The organism is Brevundimonas sp. T2-11 (assembly GCF_055397675.1).
Window position 1 is genome coordinate 2,704,921 of the sequence record NZ_AP027920.1, and the last position, 18,870, is coordinate 2,723,790.

An 18,870-nucleotide genomic window follows, 5' to 3' on the forward strand; every position below is an offset into this window, starting at 1 on the left:
GATGTCCGCTTCCCACCCTTAGCTGAACTCCGCCTTCCGCCCGACAGTGGACATTGCTGCGCCTCGCGACCAAGCTCCGGCTCCTCAATGGCGGAGGCTTCAGTGACGAACGATTTCCCTCATGGCGTCGTCCATGAAGCGGGCGCGGATATGCAGACCGCCTTGCGGGCGGATCCCGAGGTCTTCGCCCTGTGGTCAGGCCTGACGCCCCTGGGGCGTAACGAGTTCATCTGCTGGGTCGAGGACGCCAAGCAGGCCAAGACGCGTCAGCGCCGCATCGAACGCACGGTTGAGGAACTGCTGGAGGGCAAGAAGCGCCCCTGCTGCTGGGTCGGCTGCATCCACCGCACAGACAAGGCGCCCAGCCCCTGGCAGCAGGCCGTCCTGATCGACGGCAAGGCGAAGGACCGCCCCTAGCCCTTAAACCCGTCCTTGGCCGCACGCCGGGCGGCGAAGTCGGCGGCGTCGGCGGCGCGCAGGAAGGGGTTGAAGCGGCGCTCGACTGCGACCGTGGTCGGCACGGTCGGCTGGCCGCGTTCGCGGGCGGCGAAGATCGCATCAGCGTGGGCTCGCATCTCGGGCCGCTCGTCGAGGCTGAGGGCGAATCGGGCGTTGGACGCCGTATATTCGTGGGCGCAGTAGAGCGTGGTGCTTTCCGGCCAGGCCGCGATGCGGCCGAGGCTGTCCCACATCTGCTCGGCCGTGCCCTCGAACAGGCGGCCGCAGCCCAGGGCGAAGATGACGTCGCCGACGAAGGCCATATCGTTGTCCGCCGCGCGATAGACCACATGGCCCAGGGTGTGCCCGGGCGACAGCACCACCTCGAACACGGTCTCTCCCAATCGCACGACGTCGCCATCGACGACCACGCGGTCCAGCGGGGCCGCGCGCCGGACTTCTTCGGGGCCGACGATCTCGCAGCCCGTCACCGCTTTCAGCCGCTCATTGCCGCCCGTGTGGTCGGGGTGCCAGTGGGTGTTGAGGATCAGGTCCAGCCGGCCCCAGCCCGAGGCCTCGATCTCGGCCAGGACGGCCTCGGCGTCCGGCGTGTCCACGGCGGCGACCATGCCGGTCGCCTCGTCGCGGATCAGGAAGCCATAGTTGTCGGACAGGCAGGGAAACTGGCGCACGGTCAGGGTCATGGACGCATCCTAGCAGCGGGAGCCGTCCGGGGACTATAGTAGCTCCATGAGGCGCAGCATTGACGATCTCCGCACCTTCTACGGCGAGCCGACCGGCGCGCTGGTGCGACGCGTGCTGGCGCGACGACTGGAGGACGCCTGGGGCGAGGCTGAGGGCTGCGACGTTCTGGGCCTGGGCTACGCCACGCCCTGGCTGGACGGCTTCGTCGGGGCCCGGCGCGTCATCGCCGCCATGCCGGGCGGACAGGGCGCCGAACAATGGGCGACGGGGGGACGCAACCGCACCCTTCTGGTCGATGAGAAACGCCTGCCCTTCGCGGCCGGAACCTTCGACCGCATCCTGCTGGTTCATGCTCTGGAAGAGGCCGACGATCCCCGCGCCCTTCTGACCGAGGCGGTACGCGCCCTGGCCCCCGCCGGTCGCATCATCCTGGCGACGGCGGCGCGCGGCGGCATGTGGGCGCGGGCCGAAACCACGCCTTTCGGCCACGGCCGCCCCTTCACGCGCGGCCAGCTGGAGCGGCTGGTCCGCGAGGTCGGACTGGAGCCCGCCGCCTGGTCCCAGGCCCTCTATGTTCCGCCCTGGAGCCCCCTGTTGCCGATGGCCGATGGCATCGAACAGGTCGGACGCTGGATGCTGCCCGGCGCGGCGGGCCTGATCATGCTGGAAGCGACACGTCAGTCCTATGCCCGCATCCGGCCCCAGGGCCTGGCCCAGGCGGTGCTGGCGGGACGGCCCGCCCTGACCCCCTCGCCCGCGTCGCGCGACCATGGGCCGCCCGCCCATGCTCTGGTCGGCGAGCGCAAACGGCCTTAAGGCGAGCCCCATGCAGCGACTGATCATCATGCGTCACGCCCAGGCCGAGAAGAGCGCGGCCGGCGGCGACATCGACCGCCCCCTGTCCAAACGCGGCCGCACCGACGCCCTGGCCATGGGCAAGGCCCTGGCCGAGCGGGGCCTGCGCCCCGACACGGCCCTGGTGTCCAGCGCCCGGCGCACGCATCAGACCTGGGACGCGGTCAGCGAAGCCATGGGCGACGTCGAGGTGCATCTGTCGCCCGCCCTCTACAACGCCTCCTCCGACGTGCTGCGCCGCGCCGTCGAAGCCGCCGAAGACGACGCGGCCTGCCTGATGCTGGTGGCCCATAATCCGGGCGTGCATCAGCTGGCGGTTGAATACCTGATCGAGAGCGCCGCCTCGCCGAGCGTGCTGGACAAGATGAGCGGCGGCTTCCCCACCGGGGCGGCGGCCGTCTTCACCGTCGATGTCGCGGGACGGCCGTCCTACGAAGGCTGGCTGACGCCGCACGATCTGGAAAAATGACCGACGCCCTGCCGACCACGGCCTTCAAGATCCTGAGCCGCGCCGACTGGCGGGCGACCCTGGCCGAGGGCGCCTATGACGGCTCGCCCGTCGACCACGCCGACGGCTATATCCACCTGTCCGCCGCCGACCAGTTGGCCGTCACCGCCGCCAGGCATTACGCGGGGCAAGACGACCTGATGCTGGTCGAGGTCGACCTGGACGCCCTGGGCGAGACCCTGGTCTGGGAGCCGTCGCGCGGCGGCGCCCTGTTTCCCCATATCTACGGCCCCCTGCCTGTTGCGGCGACGCGGGGCGCACGCGCCCTGTCGGTCAGCGCCGACGGCGACATGATCCTGAGCGAAAATCCATGAGCCTGACCAACCTCGGCGCTGTCCTTTTGCGCCAGATGGACCCCGAGACGGCGCACCGTCTGGCCATTCGCGCCCTGCAGGTCACGCCCCTGCCCGCGCCCGGCGGCGACGATCCGATCCTGAAGACCCGCATCGCCGGGCTGGAGATGACCAACCCGGTCGGTCTGGCCGCTGGCCTGGACAAGAACGGCGAGGCGCTGGAGGGCCTGTCGCGGCTCGGCTTCGGCGCCGTGGAATGCGGCTCGGTGACGCCGCGCGCGCAACCGGGCAACCCCAAACCCCGCCTGTTCCGCCTGTCGGAAGACCGCGCTGTCATCAACCGCATGGGCTTCAACAACGAGGGGCTGGAGCCCTTCGCAGCGAGACTGGCCTGCCGCCCCAAGCGCACGCCCATCGGCGCCAACCTGGGGGCCAACAAGGACACCGAGGACAAGGCGGCGGACTATGTCGCGGGTCTGAAGCGTCTGGCCGGTCTGGCCGACTATTTCACCATCAATATCTCCTCGCCCAATACGCCGGGCCTGCGCGCCCTGCAGGGCCGCGAGGCGCTGGACGATCTGCTGGGCCGCATCCATGAGGCCCGTCCGTCCGACGGGGCTCCGGTCTTCCTGAAGATCGCGCCGGACCTGATCGGCGAAGAGATCGGCATGATCGTCGAGGCCTCCCTGGCGCACCACATCGACGCCCTGATCGTATCCAACACCACGCTGGAACGCCCCGTCACGCTGAAGTCCGCGTTCGCAGGCGAGGCCGGCGGCCTGTCGGGCGCGCCATTGAAGCCCTTCGCCCAGAAGGCGCTGGAAGCCGCCGCCGAGGCCGCCGCCGGCCGGCTGCCGCTGATCGCGGTGGGCGGCATCGAGAGCGGCGCCGACGCCTGGGCGCGCATCCGCGCGGGCGCCTCGGCGGTGCAGGTCTATTCGGCCCTGATCTATGAGGGGCCGGGTCTGATCGGCGCCATCAAGCGCGATCTGGGCGCCCGTCTGCGCGCCGAGGGGTTCAGCCACATTTCTGACGCGGTTGGTTCAGGTCGTTGACGGAGCATTAGGGCAAGCGGCCGCATCATCGCTCCGATAGGCGAATTCGCCTGCTCGGAAGGTCGCATGACGCAAACCGCCGCCGACGCCCCGACCATCTGGGCGCCCGCAATCCGCCAACGCCGCAAGGCGATGCTGCAACGCATCGTCATGGGCGCGGCGACCGCCCTGGTGTTCAGCCCCATGCTGGGCTGGCGCTTCAGCGCCATCTGGTTGGCGATCTACACCCTGATCCAGTTTCTGGAGGCCGAGGTCTTCGCGCCCGTCGTCGCTGGCAAGGTCACAGAACCGGTCGGCTGGCGCGGCGTTTACGGCGATCTTGTTCTGATGCTGAACGCCGGCTTCTTCGGCGTCATCGCGGTGCCTCTATGGATTGTCGGCGGCGCCATGGGCGGCGTGGCGGCGTCCGTTCTGCTGTCGGCCGGCATGATCAACTCGGTCATCATGTCCGCCGGATCGATGCGCATCTTCGCCTGCACGGTCCTGCCTCAGCTGGCGATCTTCGCCCTGACCCCGCTGTTCATGGCCCGCTCGGGCGCGGCCCCGCATATCGTCACCGCCGTCTCGGTGGCCATCCTGTCCTACACGGTCTTCTGTCTGAACACGCGACGCCATCTGTTCCGCGCCAACCGGGCGGAGACAGAGGCCCGTATCGAGGCCGATCGCAAGCGCGCCGAGGCCGAGGCGGCCATGGCCAGCCGCAGCGCCTTTCTGGCCGCCGTGGCTCATGATCTGCGCACGCCGATCAGCGCCATCCTGACCGGCGCCGACGAGCTGGATCGCGCCGGGCGCTCCGCCTCGACGCGTCAGCAGGTCGCCCTGATCACCGACGCCGGCATGATGATGAAGGATCTGCTCGACGACCTGCTGGACCACGCCCGTCTGGACGCGGGACGCATGAACATCGAGAGCCGCGACTTCGACCTGCGCCTGTTGCTGTCCCAGACCGCGCGCCTCTGGCAGGGCCCGGCGCGCGCCAAGGGGCTGCGTCTGCGGATGGAGGGCGCCCGCCAGATGCCGCAGATGGTGCGCGGCGACGCCATGCGCCTGCGCCAGGTTCTGAACAATCTGATCTCCAACGCCATGAAGTTCACGGACCAGGGCGCCATCACCCTGCGCCTGCAGTCCTGGCCGGACGAACACGGCGCCCATGTCCTGCTGATCGACATCGCGGACACCGGCTCCGGCATGAGCCCCCGTCAACTGGAGCGCCTCTTCACGCCCTTCGATCAGACCGCCGAGGGCGTGGCTGAACGGTATGGCGGCTCAGGCCTGGGCCTCGCCATCAGTCGTGACCTGCTCGGCCTCATGGGCGGACGCCTGACGGTCCGCAGCACCCCGGGCCAGGGATCCATCTTCACCGTATCCCTGATTCTTCCTCGCGGTGCGGCGATCGACATCCAGCCCGCCTTGGCGCCTGAGGCGCGCGCGACCATCACCCGTCCGCTGGCCCGGTCCGCCCCGATGGTCTCCCCGCCCGAGCCCCTGCCCGAACCGGAGGCGCCGCCCGCCTTGCCGGTCAGTGTCGAGGCCGAGGCCCAGCCTCTCCCGGCAGAAGAGGCTGACGCCGCCTCGCTTCGCGTGCTGATCGTCGATGACCATGCCATCAATCGGCGCGCTATCCAGTTGATCCTGCAGACCATCGACTGCGAGATCGTCATGGCGGAGGACGGCATGGCGGCCCTGGACGCCTGTGGGCGAAGCCAGTTCGATGTGGTCTTCATGGATGTCCGCATGCCGGAGCTGGACGGGCGGGAGACGACACGCCGCCTGCGCGCCGGGGGCGGGATGAACGCCTTGGTGCCGGTCATCGCCGTTACAGCGGACACCGCGCCCGAGGACATCGCGGCCTGCACGGCCGCGGGCATGAACTACTTCGTGTCCAAGCCCCTGACGCCCGGCTCCCTGCTGGGGGCCCTGTCACAGGTGCTGGACGAGGCCGCCGCCGCCGCCGAGAGCGCGGCGGCCTGATCGCCCCGGATCTCGGCCAGGAAAGCAGCCTCGAAGGCCGGGTCTCGCAAGCGGCATTCCCAGACCTTCGTCACGCGCCAACCTTCCGCGCACAAGGCCGCCTCGACCCGCGCGTCGCGCGTACGATTACGCTCGATCTTGGCGCCCCAGTAGCCGGCGTTGGCCTTGGGTTTTCGCGCCCCGCGCGGGCAGTCATGGCCATGCCAGAAACAGCCGTGGACGAAGACGACGAGCTTGCGCCCCTTCATCACCACGTCGGGCCGTCCGGGCAAGCCGCAGCCGCCCAGACGGTAGCCGATCCCGGCGGCGCGCAGCATCCGCCGGACCTTGAGCTCGGGCGCGGTGTCGCGCCCCCTCACCCGACGCATGACCGCGCTGCGTTGTTCCGGGGTGAAGACGTCCGTCATGGATCAGACCATGACAGGCGCGATCAGAGCTGGGCCAGAAGGTGCTCGGCCGAGGACACCTTGAACTCGCCGCCCTGTTCGATGTTCAGCTGGTCGACCACACCGTCCTTGACCAGCATGGAGTAGCGCTGCGAACGCTCGCCCATGCCGAAGCCCTTGGCGTCCAGGGCCAGGCCGACGCTGCGGGTGAAGTCGCCGTTGCCATCGGCCAGCATGATGATGTCGTCCGTGCCGTTCAGGTCGTTGGCCTGGGCCCAGGCGCCCATGACGAAGGCGTCGTTGACCGACAGGCAGGCCACGGTGTCGACGCCCTTGGCGGTCAGGTCGGCGCGGTTGTCGACATAGCCCGGCAGGTGGCGCGCCGAGCAGGTCGGGGTGAAGGCGCCGGGGACGGCGAACAGGGCGACCGTCTTGCCGCCGAACAGTTCAGACGTGGTGACCGGCTTGGGGCCGTCAGCGGTCATGGTGGTCAGGGTCGCGTCGGGGATGCGGTCGCCGATCTGGATGGTCATGGGGGTCTCCGGGGCTGAAGGCCCGGGACATCCGGGCGGCGTTCAGATCCTCAGATAGAGAGCGCGACGGCAATCGCCAAGGCGGCTTCGTCTTCTCCCGATAAGCCGCATCTTGCATCGGGGCCACCGCCCCCCGATGATAGGGACATGACCGCCTTCTCCTCCCTGACCGGGCGTCTTCTGGTGGCCATGCCGGGCATAGACGACGACCGTTTCCGCCACGCCGTCATCCTGGTCTGCGCCCACGACGACGAGCACGCCATGGGCCTGCGGCTGGATCAGCCGGCGCCGGGCGTCACCCTGTCCGAAGTGCTGAAGAAGCTGGACACTCCCGTCTTCGACGCCATGTCGGACCGGTCGGTGCTGATCGGCGGACCGGTCGAGCGCGAGCGCGGCTTTGTCCTGCACACCGACGACTGGACCAATGAGGACGTCACCATGACCTTCGGCGACGGCCTGGCCGTGACCGGCACGCGCGACGCCCTGAGCGCCATGAGCGATCCCGAGGACGGGCCGGCGCAGTCGATTCTGCTGTTGGGCTATGCCGGATGGGGCGAGGGACAGCTGGAGGAGGAGCTCGGCGAGAACGTCTGGCTGACCGCCGACGCCGATCCCGACCTGATCTTTGACGCCGACTATACGACCAAATGGAGCCGCGCCCTGGCCGGTCTGGGCGTCGACGCCGCCCGTCTGTCGACCCAGAGCGGGCGGGCCTGACCTCTAGGCCGAGCGCGCCTTGATCGGGGCCGAGCCGTCGGCCAGGGATTCGTTCAGATAGACCTCGGCCTCCTGGGCCGGAAGCGCGGGGGCGTAGCCGAAGCCCTGGCCGTAGTGGCAGCTGGCGTCCAGCAGCAGGCCGGCCAGTTCGGCGTTCTCGACCCCTTCGGCCACGACTTCCAGGGACAGATCGCGACCCAGGTTGACGACCGACTTGACGATCTTGGCCGAGCCCTCGTCCTTGTTCATCGTCAGAACGAAGTAGCGATCGATCTTCAGCGTGTCGAAGGGCAGTCGCGCCAGATAGGACAAGGACGAGAAGCCGGTGCCGAAGTCGTCCAGCGCCAGACTGGCCCCCGCCTCGCGTAGCTGGGTCAGGACCTCGGCGGCATGGGCGGTGTCGCGCATGATGTCGCCCTCGGTGACTTCCAGCTTCAGCGCGCCGCGCGGCAGGCCGGTTTCCTGAATGATGCGGGCGACATCCTCGACCAGGTGCGGGCGTTCGATCTCGCCGACCGACAGGTTGACGCTGCAGAACAGCTTGCCCGCGCCGGGATGACGATGCAGCCATTCGGCCAGCTGACGCGCCGCCTGGGTCATCATCAGCAGGCCCAGCTCGTTCATCAGACCCATTTCATCGGCCAGGGTCAGGAACTCGTCCGGCGGCACCAGACCGCGCTGCGGGTGGCGCCAGCGCACCAGGGCCTCGAAGCCCGCGACGGCGCCGGTCTTCAGGTTGACGATAGGCTGGTAGAAGGGCTCGATCTCGCCGCGCACGAAGGCGTTGCGCAGGTCCGATTCCAGCGCCAGCCGCGACAGGCTGTCGGTTTCCAGCGCCCGGCCATAGGCGGCGGCGCCGCCACGCCCGGCGGTCTTCGCCTGTTCCACGGCCAGTTCGACCCGGCGCAGCAACTCGGCGGGATCGGGCGCATCTGGTCCGCCCTCGGCGGCGACCGCGCCGATGGAGACGGTCGGATAGATGTCGAAGCCGGCGACGCGCAGCGGCTGTTCCAGCGCCTCGCGCAGACGTTCGCTGGCGCTGGTGACGCCGCGCGGGGCCAGGACCGCGAACTCATCCTCGCCGATGCGGGCAGGCAGACAGTCCTGAGCAAAAGCGCCGGACAAACGCGACCCCAGAGCCGACAGCACCAAGTCGGCGCGTTCATGGCCCAGGGCCTCGTTAAGGCGACGCAGACGATCCACGTCAGCCACGACCAGCTCATAGTCGCCCGGCTGGGCCAGGGTCTCGGCCACCCGAACCAGGAAGGTGCGGCGGTCCAGCAGACCCGTCAGGGTGTCACGGTCCGCGCCCGCGAACTTGGTTTCCAGCGCCACGACCCCGGCCGCGCGCAGACCGTCCTCCAGCCAGACGCCGCGCCACAGGCAGGTCTCGCAACCGCGCATGCGCAGGCGCACGGCGATCTCGGTCCCTTCGGCCTGAGGCTTGAGCAGACGATCGGCCAGGGCGCGGTCCTGGGGCATGGCCAGGGCGGCGAAGGCGGCGCCCGAGCATTCCGGGGCCAGCGGGCCGAGGCCCAGCGAACGGGTCGCGCCGGTGAAACGAATCTGGTCGTCGGCCGGCGTCCAGATCCACAGGGCGGCGTCGGCGGCGGCCAGCGCCTCGATCGCCGTCGTCGGGTCCCAGGCCAGGGCTCTGGATCGTGTGCTCAAAGCGAATCCCGGGTGTAAGAACTGAACGCAGTCGGCCCCGGGACGAACTCGTCCTCGATGACGCCGAACAGCAGATGATCTGCCCATGCGCCGTTAATTTTCAAATAAGCCTTCGCCAGTCCCTCGTGCCGAAAGCCCGCCTTTTCCAGAACCCGGCGCGAGGCCTGGTTGGTCGGCACGCAGGCCGCCTCGACCCGGTGCAGCTTCAGAGCGCCAAAGGCGAAGCCCAGCATGGCCTTGGCCGCCGCCGTGCCGACGCCCTGGCCCGCATAGGGCTGGCCGATCCAGTAGCCCAGGGTGCCCGTCTCGGCCACGCCGCGTCGAATATTGGACAGGGTCATCGCCCCCATCAGCCGCTCTTCATCCGGATCGAAGACGAACAGGGGCCAGGCCGTGCCCAGCTCCATCTCGCGCGCATAGACGCCGAGGCGGCGTCGAAAGGCGGACCGGGTCAGGTCATCCTCGGCCCAGGCCGGCTCCCAGGGTTGCAGGTAATCGCGTGAGCCGCCGCGAAGCTCGGCCCATTCGGCATGGTCCGACGGACGCGGCGGACGCAGCAGGACCCCCTGTCCGCGCAGGACCGGTCCGGTCGCCTCCGCCATCCAGTCGAACAGGGCCATGGCGGCAGATTACCGAGAAGCGCCGCCGACGCCAGCCACGACTTAGCTCGCCTTCAATCGCGCGGCGAAGGCGGCGCCCGCGGGCGCAGCGGCCCTGGGCCCCAGCACCGCCGTGGCCGACCGCCCCGCCTCGATCATCAAACGCCCCACGGCGCGCAGGTCATCGCTGGTCTGGGCCAGGATGCGCGCGGCGCTGTCCTCGGACGAAACCGGCGCGCCGAAGACCAGGGTCTGGGCGGCGTTGCGGCCCGCGCGGCTGGCGGGGCTTTCGTCAGCCATCCACAGGGTGGCGTTCAGCACGGCCTTGGCGCGCGACAGTTCGGCGTCGGTCGGGCCCTTCTCGGCCAGGTCCAGCAGTTCGGCGGCGCTGACCTCGGCCAGTTCGACGGCGCGGTCGGCGGCCGCCCCGGCGTAGATTCCCAGCAGGCCTGCATCCTCATAGGCCTCCTGATAGGCGTCGATGGCGTAGGCCAGACCCCGGTCCTCGCGCGCACTCTGGAACAGGCGCGAGGCCATGCCGCCGCCGAGGATCTCGGTGAACAGCCGCAGGGCCGGCAGACGCGGGTCCAGCGCGCCCATGGACGGCAACTGGAAGACCAGGTTGGCCTGTTCGATCTTGCGCGTCAGCCTGGCCTCGCCGCCGACGAAGACGGCGGGCGCCAGGGGGTCCAGCGGCGTCGCCGCCTCCTGGCCGAACCAGCGCTCGGCCAGGGCCAGAAGCTCGTCCTCGTCGACAGCGCCGGACACCGCCACCACCATGCGGTCCGGCGAATAGAGCCGGGCGCGCCAGTCTGCCACGGCGGCGCGGTCGGCGGTCTTCAGACTGTCCACCGTGCCGAGGATCGGCCGGCCCAGCGACTGCCCGGCGTAGGCCTGGGTCTGGGCCATCTCGAAGACGTGGTCGTCGGGGGTGTCAAAGGCCTCGGCGATCTCCTGGGCCACCACATCCTTCTCGCGGACGATCTCGACCGGGTCGAGCGTGGGGCGGAAGACCAGATCCGACACCACCTGCATGGCCAGGGGCAAGGAGCCGTGCAGGGCGCGTATCTCAAAGCTGGTGCGCTCATAGCCGGTGGCGGCGTTGATCGAGCCGCCCTCGGCCTCGATGCGTTCGACGATATCGCGCGCCCCCATGCCGCCGGCGCCCTTGAACACCAGATGCTCCAGCAGGTGCGACCAGCCTGAGCGGGCCTCGTCCTCCATCCGCGCCCCGCCACGCACGGCGACGGTCAGGGCGAAGGTCCGCAGACCGGGCATGGGGTCGCAGACGACGCGGACGCCGTTGGACAGGGTGTGAAGGCGAGCGGTCAGGATGCGGTGTCCTTGCGGGTCATTCGGCGGCGCAGCAGCACCGCATAGAAGGCGATCAGGGCGACGGCGAGACCGAACCAGGTCAGGGCGTACCCCAGGTGGTTGTTCGTAAAGGCGGCGGGCGGCGCCGAGGGCTTCAGCGCGGCCCAGTCGGGATTGGTCGAGGTGGTGGCGAAGACCGTGAAGGGCGAGACCGGCCCCTGGACCTTCAGGGCGCGGGCCATGGCCTCGGCGTCGCGGCCGTAGAAGCGGCCCTCGGCGGGCGGCGGCGTAAGGGCGCTGGGGGCCGGCGAGCGGCGCAGGACGCCGGTGATGACCACGGGCATGGTGTCGGCGGCGTTGACCGGCGGACGGCTTGAAATCTCGGCGGAGACGAAGCCGCGATCGACCAGCAGGGTCGGGCCGCCCTCAACCGCACAGGTCGAGACCAGACGCACGCCCGCGTCGCTGTTCTCGATGGACTGCAGTTCGACGAAGGGCGCCGCCGACAGGCCGCGGCAGGTCAGGATCACCCGGCGAAACTCGGGGTTGTCGAGCTTCAACGCTTCGTCCAGCGGCAGGGGCGGCTGTCCAGCGGCGGCCTCGGCCGAGGCGATCAGGCCCTCCTTCCACTGCATCCGCTGCACCTGCCAGACGCCGAGCGCCAGCAGGACGCCCAGCAACAGGACGGCGAGGATCGTCAGGATGATCGGGAAACGAGGACGGGCGGCGGACGTCATTTCAGGTCTCGGGTTCTCAGCATCTGCAGGGCCGTCATCAGCCCCTTGCCGGGGCGCATCAGGCCGAGCGCCAGGGCGGCGACCAGCGGCAGCCAGATAATCAGATGCAGCCATATGGGGGGATGCCAGGCGACCTCGACCGCCAGGGCCGAAAACCCGACCAGGAAGCCAGCGATCTGCATGATGAAGGTGGCGGCGCCGTCGCCCGTCTCGACCGAGGCGAGATCATAACCGCAGACCGCGCATGCCGGGCGGACTTTCAGAAAGCCCTGGAACAGGGCCCCCTGCCCGCAGTTCGGGCAGCGACCGCGCAGACCTGCCCGGATCGCCTGTCCTCCAAGCAAATCGGCGCGGGACTGCTCGTCCCGCGCCGTTTGAAGTTCAGAGGCTGGTTGGCCCGTCCTCACCCGAAGGTGACGTAGACGAAGGCGAACAGGAACAGCCAGACCACGTCCACGAAGTGCCAGTACCAGGCGGCGGCTTCGAAGCCGAAGTGTTTCTGCGGCGTCATCTGGCCGGCTTGCAGACGCAGCAGGCAGACGGCCAGGAAGATGGTGCCGATCAGCACGTGGAAGCCGTGGAAGCCCGTCGTCAGGAAGAAGATCGAACCGTAGAGCTTCGAGTTGGCGGCGGCTTCGTTGAAGAAGAAGCCCTCGTGCAGGATGTGGTGATACTCGTAGGCCTGAACGCCGGTGAACAGGACCCCCAGCAGCACCGTGATCAGCAGCCCCAGCTTGGCGGCCTTGCGATCGCCGACCTGCAGCGCATGGTGCGCCCAGGTGACGGTCGTGCCCGACAGCAGCAGGATGACGGTGTTCAGCAGCGGCAGGCCCCAGGGGTCCAGCAGCTCGACGCCCTTGGGCGGCCAGGTCGACCAGGCCTTGCCCGTGTCCATCCAGTTGCCGACTTCGGGAATGATGGCGCGCGACTCGTTAAAGATCGCCATGTCGAAGAACATCCAGAAGAAGGCGACGAAGAACATCACCTCAGACGCGATGAACAGCACCATGCCGTAACGCAGGCCGATCGAGACGACCGGGGTGTGGTCGCCCTTCTTCGATTCCTTGATGACGTCCGACCACCAGCCGTACATGGCGAACAGGACGCCCGCCAGACCAGCGAAGAAAAGCCACTTGGTGCCTTCCGGCAGGCCGAACAGGCCCTTCATCCACATGACCGCGCCGACGAACATGACCACGGAGGCCAGGGACGAGATCAGCGGCCAGGGGCTCGGGTCCACCAGGTGGTAATCGTGATGCGGTTTCGCGTGCGCGTCGGCCATTCCAGGGTCTCTGAATTAAGGCGAGAGATCGTTCTTACAGGGGCTATAGCGTCCGCTATCCGGCTTTGCCAGTAGCTGATTGACCGGAAGCGGCCTGCTGGAAGCCCTTGGTGGGGAAGAAGGTGTAGCTGAGCGTGATTTCGCGCACCCCCTTCGATTCGGCGTCCGTGGCGATCTCGGGAGCGACGAAGTACTGGACGGGGAATTCCGCGGTTTCACCGGGACCGATTTCCTGCCCCTCGAAGCAGAAGCACTGCAGCTTCTGGAAATAGGGACCGGCGCGCTCGGGCACGACGTTATAGGCCGCCGTGGCGTGGATCGGCTGATCCGAGGTGTTGGTCACCTTGAAATAGGCCATGCCGGTCTCGCCGATTCGCACCCGCTGGCTGACCTGCTCGGCCTTGAACTCCATCGGCAGGTTGCGGACGTTGGTGTCGAAGCGGATCAGGACGCTCTGATCCAGAATCTGGGTCGGCGCCGCCTCGGCCTTCTTCACCGTGCCGTCGAAGCCTGTAACCTGACAGAAGAGACGATACAGCGGCACCGCGGCGAAGGCCGCGCCCGTCATGCCCATGACCACGGCGGCGCAGATCAGGGCGACGAGGTTCTTGCGGTCCTTCACTGCGCCGGCTCCGAAACCGGCGCCCCTTCGACGGGGGCGGGCGCGGGCAGAGCCGGGTCGGCGCGCTCGACGGTGGCCAGAGCCGCCGCCTCGGCCGCCTTGCGGGCCTCGGTGTTGCGCTGAAGATTCGTCACGGTGACGATGAAGACCAGGACGATGAAGCCGACCAGGCCCAGGGCGATGGCCACGTTGCGGCGCTTGCGCGCCTGAACTTGCTCGTCGGTCAGTTTGACAAAATCAGGACGGGTCACGCGGTCAGGCTCCCAGGCCCGGCAGCTGTTCGACCAGCAAGGCCGAGAACAGCGCCATCAGATACAGGATGGAGAAGGCGAACAGGTTACGCGCCGGTTTGGCCTCCGCCCGGACGTCATACAATGCGGCCTCTCGCCCCACCGCCTCGGCCTTGTCCGGCTGGTCGCCCGCGCGCGAGCGCCACAGGCGGAAGGCCAGGGCCAGGAAGAACAGACCGCCGGCCACCGACACCGCCAGATAGACGACGCCGCCGAGGCCCAGGAAGGCCGGGGCGATGGCCACGGGCACGAAGATCAGGCTGTAGATGAGGATCTGCAGGCGGGTCGACCGGGCGCCGCGCGCCACCGGCATCATCGGGATGCCCGCCTTGGCGTAGTCGCCGGCCGAGTAGAGGGCCAGGGCCCAGGAATGCGGCGGGGTCCACAGGAAGATGATGGCGAACAGCAGCCAGGCCTGCCAGGGCGCGTCGCCCGTCACCGCCGCCCAGCCGATCACCGGCGGGAAGGCGCCGGCCGCGCCGCCGATGACGATGTTCTGGGGCGTCCGGCGTTTGAGCAGCAGGGTGTAGAAGCCCGCGTAGTAGACGATGGTCAGGGCCAGAAGTCCGCCCGCCAGCCAGTTGGTCGTCATGCCCAGCAGCATGACCGAAAAGATCGACAGGACGACGCCGAAGGCCATGGCGTCATTCTTGCGGACGCGGCCCGCCGCGACAGGGCGTCCACGCGTGCGCCGCATCAGGGCGTCGGTCTCGCCTTCCAGCGCCATGTTCAGGGCGCCGGCGGCACCGGCCCCCACGGCGATGCAAAGGACCGCGATGGCGGCCAGCAGCAGGTTGGAATGCCCCGGCGCCACGACCAGCCCGGTCACGGCGGTGAAGACCACCAGCGACATGACGCGCGGCTTCAGCAGCTGGAAGAAGTCTTCCGGCTGGGCGGTGGTCACAAGGGGAGCTTGGCGGTCGGTCATGGTCATAAAAAGCCGAAGGCCGCCCTTCCGGTTGCGAAAGGGCGGCCTCTCCAGGGTTATCCGGATCGGATCAGTGGTTGTCCGCCTTGACCACCGGCAGTTCGTTGAACTGGTGGTGCGGCGGGGGCGACGACAGGGTCCACTCCAGGGTGGTGGCGCCTTCGCCCCACGGATTGGCTTCGCCCTTGCGACGACGGATCGCGGCTTCGGCCAGCATGACCAGGAAGACGCCGACGCCGACAACGGTGATCAGGTAGCCGACCGACGAGATGTGGTTCCAGTAGGTGTAGGCTTCCGGGTAGTCGATGTAACGACGCGGCATGCCCTGCAGACCCAGGAAGTGCTGCGGGAAGAAGACCAGGTTCACGCCGACGAACATGATCCAGAAGTGGGTCGCGCCGAGGAACTCGTTGTACTTCACGCCGAACATCTTCTCGAACCAGTAGTAGAAGCCGGCGAAGATCGAGAAGACGGCGCCCAGCGACAGCACGTAGTGGAAGTGCGCCACGACGTAGTAGGTGTCGTGCAGGCTGTAGTCGATGCCGGCGTTCGACAGGACCACGCCGGTCACGCCGCCGAGGGTGAACAGGAAGATGAAGCCCATCGCCCACAGCATGGGCGTCTTGAAGGTGATGGAGCCGCCCCACATGGTGGCGATCCAGCTGAAGATCTTCACGCCCGTCGGCACGGCGATGATCATCGTCGCGGCCACGAAGTAGGCGCGCAGGTTGATGCTCATGCCCACGGTGTACATGTGGTGCGCCCACACGATGAAGCCGATGAAGCCGATGGCGACCATGGCGTAGGCCATGGCGAGGTAGCCGAAGATCGGCTTCTTCGAGAAGGTCGAGACGATGTGCGAGATGATGCCGAAGCCCGGCAGGATCATGATGTAGACTTCGGGGTGGCCGAAGAACCAGAACAGGTGCTGGTACATCACCGGGTCGCCGCCGCCGGCCGGATCGAAGAAGCTGGTGCCGAAGTTGCGGTCCGTCAGCAGCATGGTGATGGCGCCCGCCAGAACCGGCAGCGACAGCAGCAGCAGGAAGGCCGTGATCAGCACGCCCCAGGCGAACAGCGGCATGCGGTGCAGGGTCATGCCCGGCGCGCGCATGTTGAAGATGGTGGTGATGAAGTTGATCGCGCCGAGGATCGACGAGGCGCCGGCGACGTGCAGCGAGAAGATCGCCAGGTCGAACGACGGGCCCGTGTGGCCCATGGTGGAGAGCGGCGGATAGGCCGTCCAGCCGCCGCCGAAGCCCTTGCCCGGGCCGCCGTCGACGAACATCGAGATGACCAGCAGGACGAAGGCGGCGAACAGCAGCCAGAACGAGATGTTGTTCAGGCGCGGGAAGGCCATGTCCGGCGCGCCGATCATGATCGGCGTGAAGTAGTTGGCGAAGCCGCCCATGGTCGCCGGCATGACGACGAAGAAGACCATGATCAGGGCGTGAGCCGTGACCGTGACGTTGTAGCCGTGCTTGGAAGCCTCAACGATCCCCAGTTGCTGGATGATCGTGCCTTCCTTGAACAGCTGGATGCCCGGCTCGGCCAGTTCCCAGCGGATCAGGCCCGACAGGGCGCCGCCCACCAGACCGGTGAAGATGGCGAACATCAGGTACAGCATCCCGATGTCTTTATGGTTGGTCGACAGGAACCAGCGGGTGAAGAAACCCGGCTTGTGATCGTGATGATCGTCGTGTGTTGCGGCAGCGGTGGCCATGATCGTTGGGCTCTCGCGTCTGTTACTGGGCGGCCGGCGCGGCGGGCGCGGCAGCGGCTGCGGGGGCCGCGGGAGCGGCGGCGGTCGGGGCCGGAGCGGCGGCGGCGGCGGCCGAAGCAGCAGCGTCGTCAACCACGGCGGCCGGAGCAGCGGCGGTTGCGGCAGCGGCGGCGGCAGCGGCGGCTTCGTCAGCCTTCTTCGTCATGGAGCCGCCCTTGGAGGCGACCCATGCGGCGAACTCGGCCTCGGTGACGACGTTGATCTGGATCGGCATGAAGGCGTGATCGACGCCGCACAGCTCGGAGCACTGACCATAGTAGACGCCCGTCTTCTCGGCCTTGAACCAGGTGTGGTTGATACGGCCGGGAACCGCATCGACCTTCAGGCCGAAGGCCGGCAGGGCGACGGCGTGGATCACGTCGGAGGCCGTGATCAGCAGTTCGACGGTCTTGCCGACCGGAACCACCATCGGCTCGTCGGCGGCCAGACGATAGAGGTGGGCCGGGGCCTTGTCCTCGGGCGTCATGTTCGAAATGTACTCGGCCACGCCCTGATCCGGGTATTCATAGGCCCAGTTCCACTGGTTGCCGGTGACCTTGACCGTCAGATCGACTTCCGGCGTGTCGTGGTAGGCGAACAGCAGGCGGAACGAGAACAGCGAGATGCCGACCAGGATCAGCACCGGCACCACGGTCCAGATGACCTCGATGACCGTGTTGTGGCTCCACTTGGCCGGGGTCGGGTTGGCCTTCTTGTTGTAGCGGATGGCGATCCAGATCAGCAGGCCCAGCACCAGCAGGGTGATGATCGTGATGACCGGCATCAACACCACATTGTGGAAGAAGATCGCCTCGTGCTTCAGCGGCGACGCAGCCGGCTGCAGATCAATTCCGCCCGGGGTCGGTTGACCCAGCAGATCCTGCGCCCATGCCGGCGCGGCGAAGAAGGCGGCAAGGGCGGTCGCGGCGACACCGCCTCCGATCCGCGCCATGGCTCGCGTGCCCATCCCCATTCGATTCCTCATAAACCGTTTCGCAGCCGATACTTGCGAGCAATTCGCAAACACCCCCGGGCCCTTGCGGACCTCGGCGTTTCAGGCCGGTCCTTATCGGCTCGGGTAGCGCTTGCCAAGCGATCAAGACGCTCAAGTGGCGGGTTGAGGCAAAAGTTCGGCGGATTAATTCGCTGTCATGTAGCGACAGCTACCTTGCAGCGCATGATACCTTGCGATATCCATTCGTCATCACCGAAGGGAACGCCATGCCCGACTCCATCGACATCCAACTGAAGAAAGGCGTGCTGGGATTGTGCGTGCTGGCCCTGCTGGCCCGCGACGACAGCTACGCCTACGAAATCGCCAGCCGCCTGTCCGACGCCATCGGCATGGGGGAAGGCACCATCTATCCGCTGATGCGCCGCATGCAGACGGACGGCCTGGTCGAGACCTATCTGGTCGAATCATCCAGCGGTCCGTCGCGCAAGTATTATCGCCTCACCCACGCGGGCCGAACGGCCCTGGAAGGCCAGACCGCCGAATGGCGGGCCTTCGCACAGGCCGTCGAGGCCCTGGTGGCGAACACGGCGCCGCACAGCGAAGCCATAGCGGCGGGCGCACCGGTCGAGCCGGCCGCCCTCACGGACCAATCCGCAGACGCTCAACGGGGAGCTGAACAATGAACCGCGCAGAATTTCTGGCCCGCCTGAAACGCGGACTGGTCGGCCTGCCGACCATCACGGCCAATGAGATCGTGGCCGATTACGAAAGCCACTTCGCCGACGGCGCCGCCGCTGGCCGCACCGAGGCGCAGGTCGCCGAGGCCCTGGGCGATCCCGATCGTCTGGCCCGCGAACTGAAGGCCGAGGCCAGCGCCAAGCGCTGGACCCAGGAACAGTCGCCCCCCGCCGCCGCCGGCGCCATCTTCGGCATCCTGGGCCTGGGCGCGATCGACATCCTGATCCTGCTGCCCATCGCCCTGCCGGTGTTCGGCACTGTCCTGTCCATGCTGATCGGCGGGATAGGGGTCTTCGTGGCCGGCGGCTTCGTCATGGTGGCCGGCTCCTTCATGGGCCTGCCCGGCGGCGCCCTGGCGGCGGCCCTTCTGGGCGTCGGTCTGATGGGCATGGGCGTCTTCATGGTCGCCCTGATGGCCCTGCTGACCAAGTGGCTGATCGACGCCACCATCTGGTACGCCCGCCTGCACTACCGCGTGCTGAAGCCCGCGCTCGAACCCCAAGCCTGAGCC

23 protein-coding genes are annotated in these 18,870 nt (G+C 68.1%); 9 read left to right on the forward strand and 14 right to left on the reverse strand.

The genetic code is table 11. From position 1 onward, the window contains the following. Positions 1–102: 102 nt before the first annotated feature. Positions 103–417: a YdeI/OmpD-associated family protein gene (locus tag ACZ5XO_RS13235; protein WP_464162819.1), complete on the forward strand. Its 315-nt coding sequence runs from the start codon at positions 103–105 to the stop codon at positions 415–417. Here ACZ5XO_RS13235 and gloB read toward each other — a convergent pair. Further along, positions 414–1,142, reverse strand: a complete 729-nt coding sequence (gene gloB / locus ACZ5XO_RS13240; RefSeq protein ID WP_464162820.1) for a hydroxyacylglutathione hydrolase — start codon at positions 1,140–1,142, stop codon at positions 414–416. The genes ACZ5XO_RS13235 and gloB overlap by 4 nt on opposite strands. 46 nt (positions 1,143–1,188) lie before the next feature. Here gloB and ACZ5XO_RS13245 point away from each other — a divergent pair, with 46 nt between their 5' ends. From ACZ5XO_RS13245 to ACZ5XO_RS13265, 5 genes are all read left to right on the forward strand, one after another. Beyond that, on the forward strand, positions 1,189–1,959 hold the full coding sequence (locus ACZ5XO_RS13245; protein WP_464162822.1) for a class I SAM-dependent methyltransferase: 771 nt from the start codon (positions 1,189–1,191) through the stop codon (positions 1,957–1,959). 10 nt (positions 1,960–1,969) lie between these two features. Then, on the forward strand, positions 1,970–2,467 hold the full coding sequence (locus tag ACZ5XO_RS13250; protein WP_464162823.1) for a SixA phosphatase family protein: 498 nt from the start codon (positions 1,970–1,972) through the stop codon (positions 2,465–2,467). Continuing rightward, a complete protein-coding gene (locus ACZ5XO_RS13255) occupies positions 2,464–2,820 on the forward strand; it encodes a DUF952 domain-containing protein (protein ID WP_464162824.1) in 357 nt (118 codons plus the stop codon). The genes ACZ5XO_RS13250 and ACZ5XO_RS13255 overlap by 4 nt, the downstream gene beginning before the upstream one ends. After that, complete coding sequence (locus tag ACZ5XO_RS13260) at positions 2,817–3,854, forward strand: quinone-dependent dihydroorotate dehydrogenase (protein WP_464162825.1); 1,038 nt, start codon at positions 2,817–2,819, stop codon at positions 3,852–3,854. Before ACZ5XO_RS13255 ends, ACZ5XO_RS13260 begins: the two co-directional genes overlap by 4 nt. Positions 3,855–3,920: 66 nt before the next feature. After that, positions 3,921–5,825: an ATP-binding protein gene (locus ACZ5XO_RS13265; protein WP_464162827.1), complete on the forward strand. Its 1,905-nt coding sequence runs from the start codon at positions 3,921–3,923 to the stop codon at positions 5,823–5,825. Here ACZ5XO_RS13265 and ACZ5XO_RS13270 read toward each other — a convergent pair. Together ACZ5XO_RS13270 and ACZ5XO_RS13275 are read right to left on the reverse strand one after the other, a co-directional pair. After that, the gene (locus ACZ5XO_RS13270; RefSeq protein WP_464162828.1) at positions 5,726–6,232 is read right to left on the reverse strand and encodes a very short patch repair endonuclease; all 507 of its coding nucleotides are present in this window, start codon (positions 6,230–6,232) and stop codon (positions 5,726–5,728) included. The genes ACZ5XO_RS13265 and ACZ5XO_RS13270 overlap by 100 nt on opposite strands. Before the next feature lie 23 nt (positions 6,233–6,255). Continuing rightward, positions 6,256–6,744: a redoxin family protein gene (locus ACZ5XO_RS13275; RefSeq protein ID WP_464162829.1), complete on the reverse strand. Its 489-nt coding sequence runs from the start codon at positions 6,742–6,744 to the stop codon at positions 6,256–6,258. 147 nt (positions 6,745–6,891) lie between these two features. Here ACZ5XO_RS13275 and ACZ5XO_RS13280 point away from each other — a divergent pair, with 147 nt between their 5' ends. Further along, positions 6,892–7,461: a YqgE/AlgH family protein gene (locus tag ACZ5XO_RS13280; RefSeq protein ID WP_464162831.1), complete on the forward strand. Its 570-nt coding sequence runs from the start codon at positions 6,892–6,894 to the stop codon at positions 7,459–7,461. A gap of 3 nt (positions 7,462–7,464) precedes the next feature. Here ACZ5XO_RS13280 and ACZ5XO_RS13285 read toward each other — a convergent pair whose 3' ends face one another. The 11 genes from ACZ5XO_RS13285 to coxB all read right to left on the reverse strand — a co-directional run bounded on the left by ACZ5XO_RS13285 (position 7,465) and on the right by coxB (position 17,639). Further along, a complete protein-coding gene (locus tag ACZ5XO_RS13285; RefSeq protein WP_464162833.1) occupies positions 7,465–9,132 on the reverse strand; it encodes a putative bifunctional diguanylate cyclase/phosphodiesterase in 1,668 nt (555 codons plus the stop codon). After that, positions 9,129–9,752 (reverse strand): GNAT family N-acetyltransferase, encoded by a 624-nt coding sequence (locus ACZ5XO_RS13290; protein WP_464162834.1) that lies wholly within the window; start codon positions 9,750–9,752, stop codon positions 9,129–9,131. Before ACZ5XO_RS13290 ends, ACZ5XO_RS13285 begins: the two co-directional genes overlap by 4 nt. Positions 9,753–9,794: 42 nt before the next feature. Beyond that, a complete protein-coding gene (locus ACZ5XO_RS13295; protein ID WP_464162835.1) occupies positions 9,795–11,009 on the reverse strand; it encodes a M16 family metallopeptidase in 1,215 nt (404 codons plus the stop codon). A gap of 50 nt (positions 11,010–11,059) precedes the next feature. Beyond that, positions 11,060–11,782 (reverse strand): SURF1 family protein, encoded by a 723-nt coding sequence (locus tag ACZ5XO_RS13300; RefSeq protein ID WP_464162836.1) that lies wholly within the window; start codon positions 11,780–11,782, stop codon positions 11,060–11,062. Next, the gene (locus tag ACZ5XO_RS13305) at positions 11,779–12,126 is read right to left on the reverse strand and encodes a DUF983 domain-containing protein (protein ID WP_464162837.1); all 348 of its coding nucleotides are present in this window, start codon (positions 12,124–12,126) and stop codon (positions 11,779–11,781) included. Before ACZ5XO_RS13305 ends, ACZ5XO_RS13300 begins: the two co-directional genes overlap by 4 nt. A 59-nt stretch (positions 12,127–12,185) precedes the next feature. Beyond that, complete coding sequence (locus ACZ5XO_RS13310; RefSeq protein WP_464162838.1) at positions 12,186–13,064, reverse strand: cytochrome c oxidase subunit 3; 879 nt, start codon at positions 13,062–13,064, stop codon at positions 12,186–12,188. 55 nt (positions 13,065–13,119) lie between these two features. Beyond that, the gene (locus ACZ5XO_RS13315) at positions 13,120–13,638 is read right to left on the reverse strand and encodes a cytochrome c oxidase assembly protein (protein WP_464164925.1); all 519 of its coding nucleotides are present in this window, start codon (positions 13,636–13,638) and stop codon (positions 13,120–13,122) included. A gap of 44 nt (positions 13,639–13,682) precedes the next feature. After that, positions 13,683–13,937 carry a hypothetical protein gene (locus ACZ5XO_RS13320; protein WP_464162839.1) on the reverse strand — a complete coding sequence of 85 codons (255 nt, stop codon included), beginning with the start codon at positions 13,935–13,937 and terminating at the stop codon, positions 13,683–13,685. Positions 13,938–13,941: 4 nt separating this feature from the next. Beyond that, the gene (locus ACZ5XO_RS13325; RefSeq protein WP_464162840.1) at positions 13,942–14,910 is read right to left on the reverse strand and encodes a heme o synthase; all 969 of its coding nucleotides are present in this window, start codon (positions 14,908–14,910) and stop codon (positions 13,942–13,944) included. 64 nt (positions 14,911–14,974) lie between these two features. After that, a complete protein-coding gene (ctaD, locus tag ACZ5XO_RS13330) occupies positions 14,975–16,627 on the reverse strand; it encodes a cytochrome c oxidase subunit I (protein WP_464162841.1) in 1,653 nt (550 codons plus the stop codon). 22 nt (positions 16,628–16,649) lie between these two features. Then, on the reverse strand, positions 16,650–17,639 hold the full coding sequence (coxB, locus tag ACZ5XO_RS13335; protein ID WP_464162842.1) for a cytochrome c oxidase subunit II: 990 nt from the start codon (positions 17,637–17,639) through the stop codon (positions 16,650–16,652). Positions 17,640–17,887: 248 nt separating this feature from the next. Between coxB and ACZ5XO_RS13340 the strand changes: the two genes are divergently transcribed. After that, positions 17,888–18,304, forward strand: a complete 417-nt coding sequence (locus ACZ5XO_RS13340; protein ID WP_464162843.1) for a PadR family transcriptional regulator — start codon at positions 17,888–17,890, stop codon at positions 18,302–18,304. After that, positions 18,301–18,867, forward strand: coding sequence for a DUF1700 domain-containing protein (locus ACZ5XO_RS13345; protein WP_464162844.1), 567 nt, complete (start codon positions 18,301–18,303; stop codon positions 18,865–18,867). The genes ACZ5XO_RS13340 and ACZ5XO_RS13345 overlap by 4 nt, the downstream gene beginning before the upstream one ends. Positions 18,868–18,870: the final 3 nt, after the last annotated feature.

Excerpts from the sequence above, each read along its gene's own strand:
- ACZ5XO_RS13260 (WP_464162825.1), top strand. The coding sequence starts at position 2,817 with ATGAGCCTGACCAACCTCGGCGCTGTCCTTTTGCGCCAGATGGACCCC.
- ACZ5XO_RS13315 (WP_464164925.1), bottom strand. The coding sequence starts at position 13,638 with ATGGGCATGACGGGCGCGGCCTTCGCCGCGGTGCCGCTGTATCGTCTC.
- coxB (WP_464162842.1), bottom strand. The coding sequence starts at position 17,639 with ATGGGGATGGGCACGCGAGCCATGGCGCGGATCGGAGGCGGTGTCGCC.
- ACZ5XO_RS13310 (WP_464162838.1), bottom strand. The coding sequence starts at position 13,064 with ATGGCCGACGCGCACGCGAAACCGCATCACGATTACCACCTGGTGGAC.
- ACZ5XO_RS13295 (WP_464162835.1), bottom strand. The coding sequence starts at position 11,009 with ATGCCCGGTCTGCGGACCTTCGCCCTGACCGTCGCCGTGCGTGGCGGG.
- ACZ5XO_RS13300 (WP_464162836.1), bottom strand. The coding sequence starts at position 11,782 with ATGACGTCCGCCGCCCGTCCTCGTTTCCCGATCATCCTGACGATCCTC.
- ACZ5XO_RS13250 (WP_464162823.1), top strand. The coding sequence starts at position 1,970 with ATGCAGCGACTGATCATCATGCGTCACGCCCAGGCCGAGAAGAGCGCG.
- ACZ5XO_RS13270 (WP_464162828.1), bottom strand. The coding sequence starts at position 6,232 with ATGACGGACGTCTTCACCCCGGAACAACGCAGCGCGGTCATGCGTCGG.
- gloB (WP_464162820.1), bottom strand. The coding sequence starts at position 1,142 with ATGACCCTGACCGTGCGCCAGTTTCCCTGCCTGTCCGACAACTATGGC.
- ACZ5XO_RS13275 (WP_464162829.1), bottom strand. The coding sequence starts at position 6,744 with ATGACCATCCAGATCGGCGACCGCATCCCCGACGCGACCCTGACCACC.
- ACZ5XO_RS13265 (WP_464162827.1), top strand. The coding sequence starts at position 3,921 with ATGACGCAAACCGCCGCCGACGCCCCGACCATCTGGGCGCCCGCAATC.
- ACZ5XO_RS13340 (WP_464162843.1), top strand. The coding sequence starts at position 17,888 with ATGCCCGACTCCATCGACATCCAACTGAAGAAAGGCGTGCTGGGATTG.
- ACZ5XO_RS13280 (WP_464162831.1), top strand. The coding sequence starts at position 6,892 with ATGACCGCCTTCTCCTCCCTGACCGGGCGTCTTCTGGTGGCCATGCCG.
- ctaD (WP_464162841.1), bottom strand. The coding sequence starts at position 16,627 with ATGGCCACCGCTGCCGCAACACACGACGATCATCACGATCACAAGCCG.
- ACZ5XO_RS13345 (WP_464162844.1), top strand. The coding sequence starts at position 18,301 with ATGAACCGCGCAGAATTTCTGGCCCGCCTGAAACGCGGACTGGTCGGC.
- ACZ5XO_RS13245 (WP_464162822.1), top strand. The coding sequence starts at position 1,189 with ATGAGGCGCAGCATTGACGATCTCCGCACCTTCTACGGCGAGCCGACC.
- ACZ5XO_RS13325 (WP_464162840.1), bottom strand. The coding sequence starts at position 14,910 with ATGACCATGACCGACCGCCAAGCTCCCCTTGTGACCACCGCCCAGCCG.
- ACZ5XO_RS13290 (WP_464162834.1), bottom strand. The coding sequence starts at position 9,752 with ATGGCCCTGTTCGACTGGATGGCGGAGGCGACCGGACCGGTCCTGCGC.
- ACZ5XO_RS13255 (WP_464162824.1), top strand. The coding sequence starts at position 2,464 with ATGACCGACGCCCTGCCGACCACGGCCTTCAAGATCCTGAGCCGCGCC.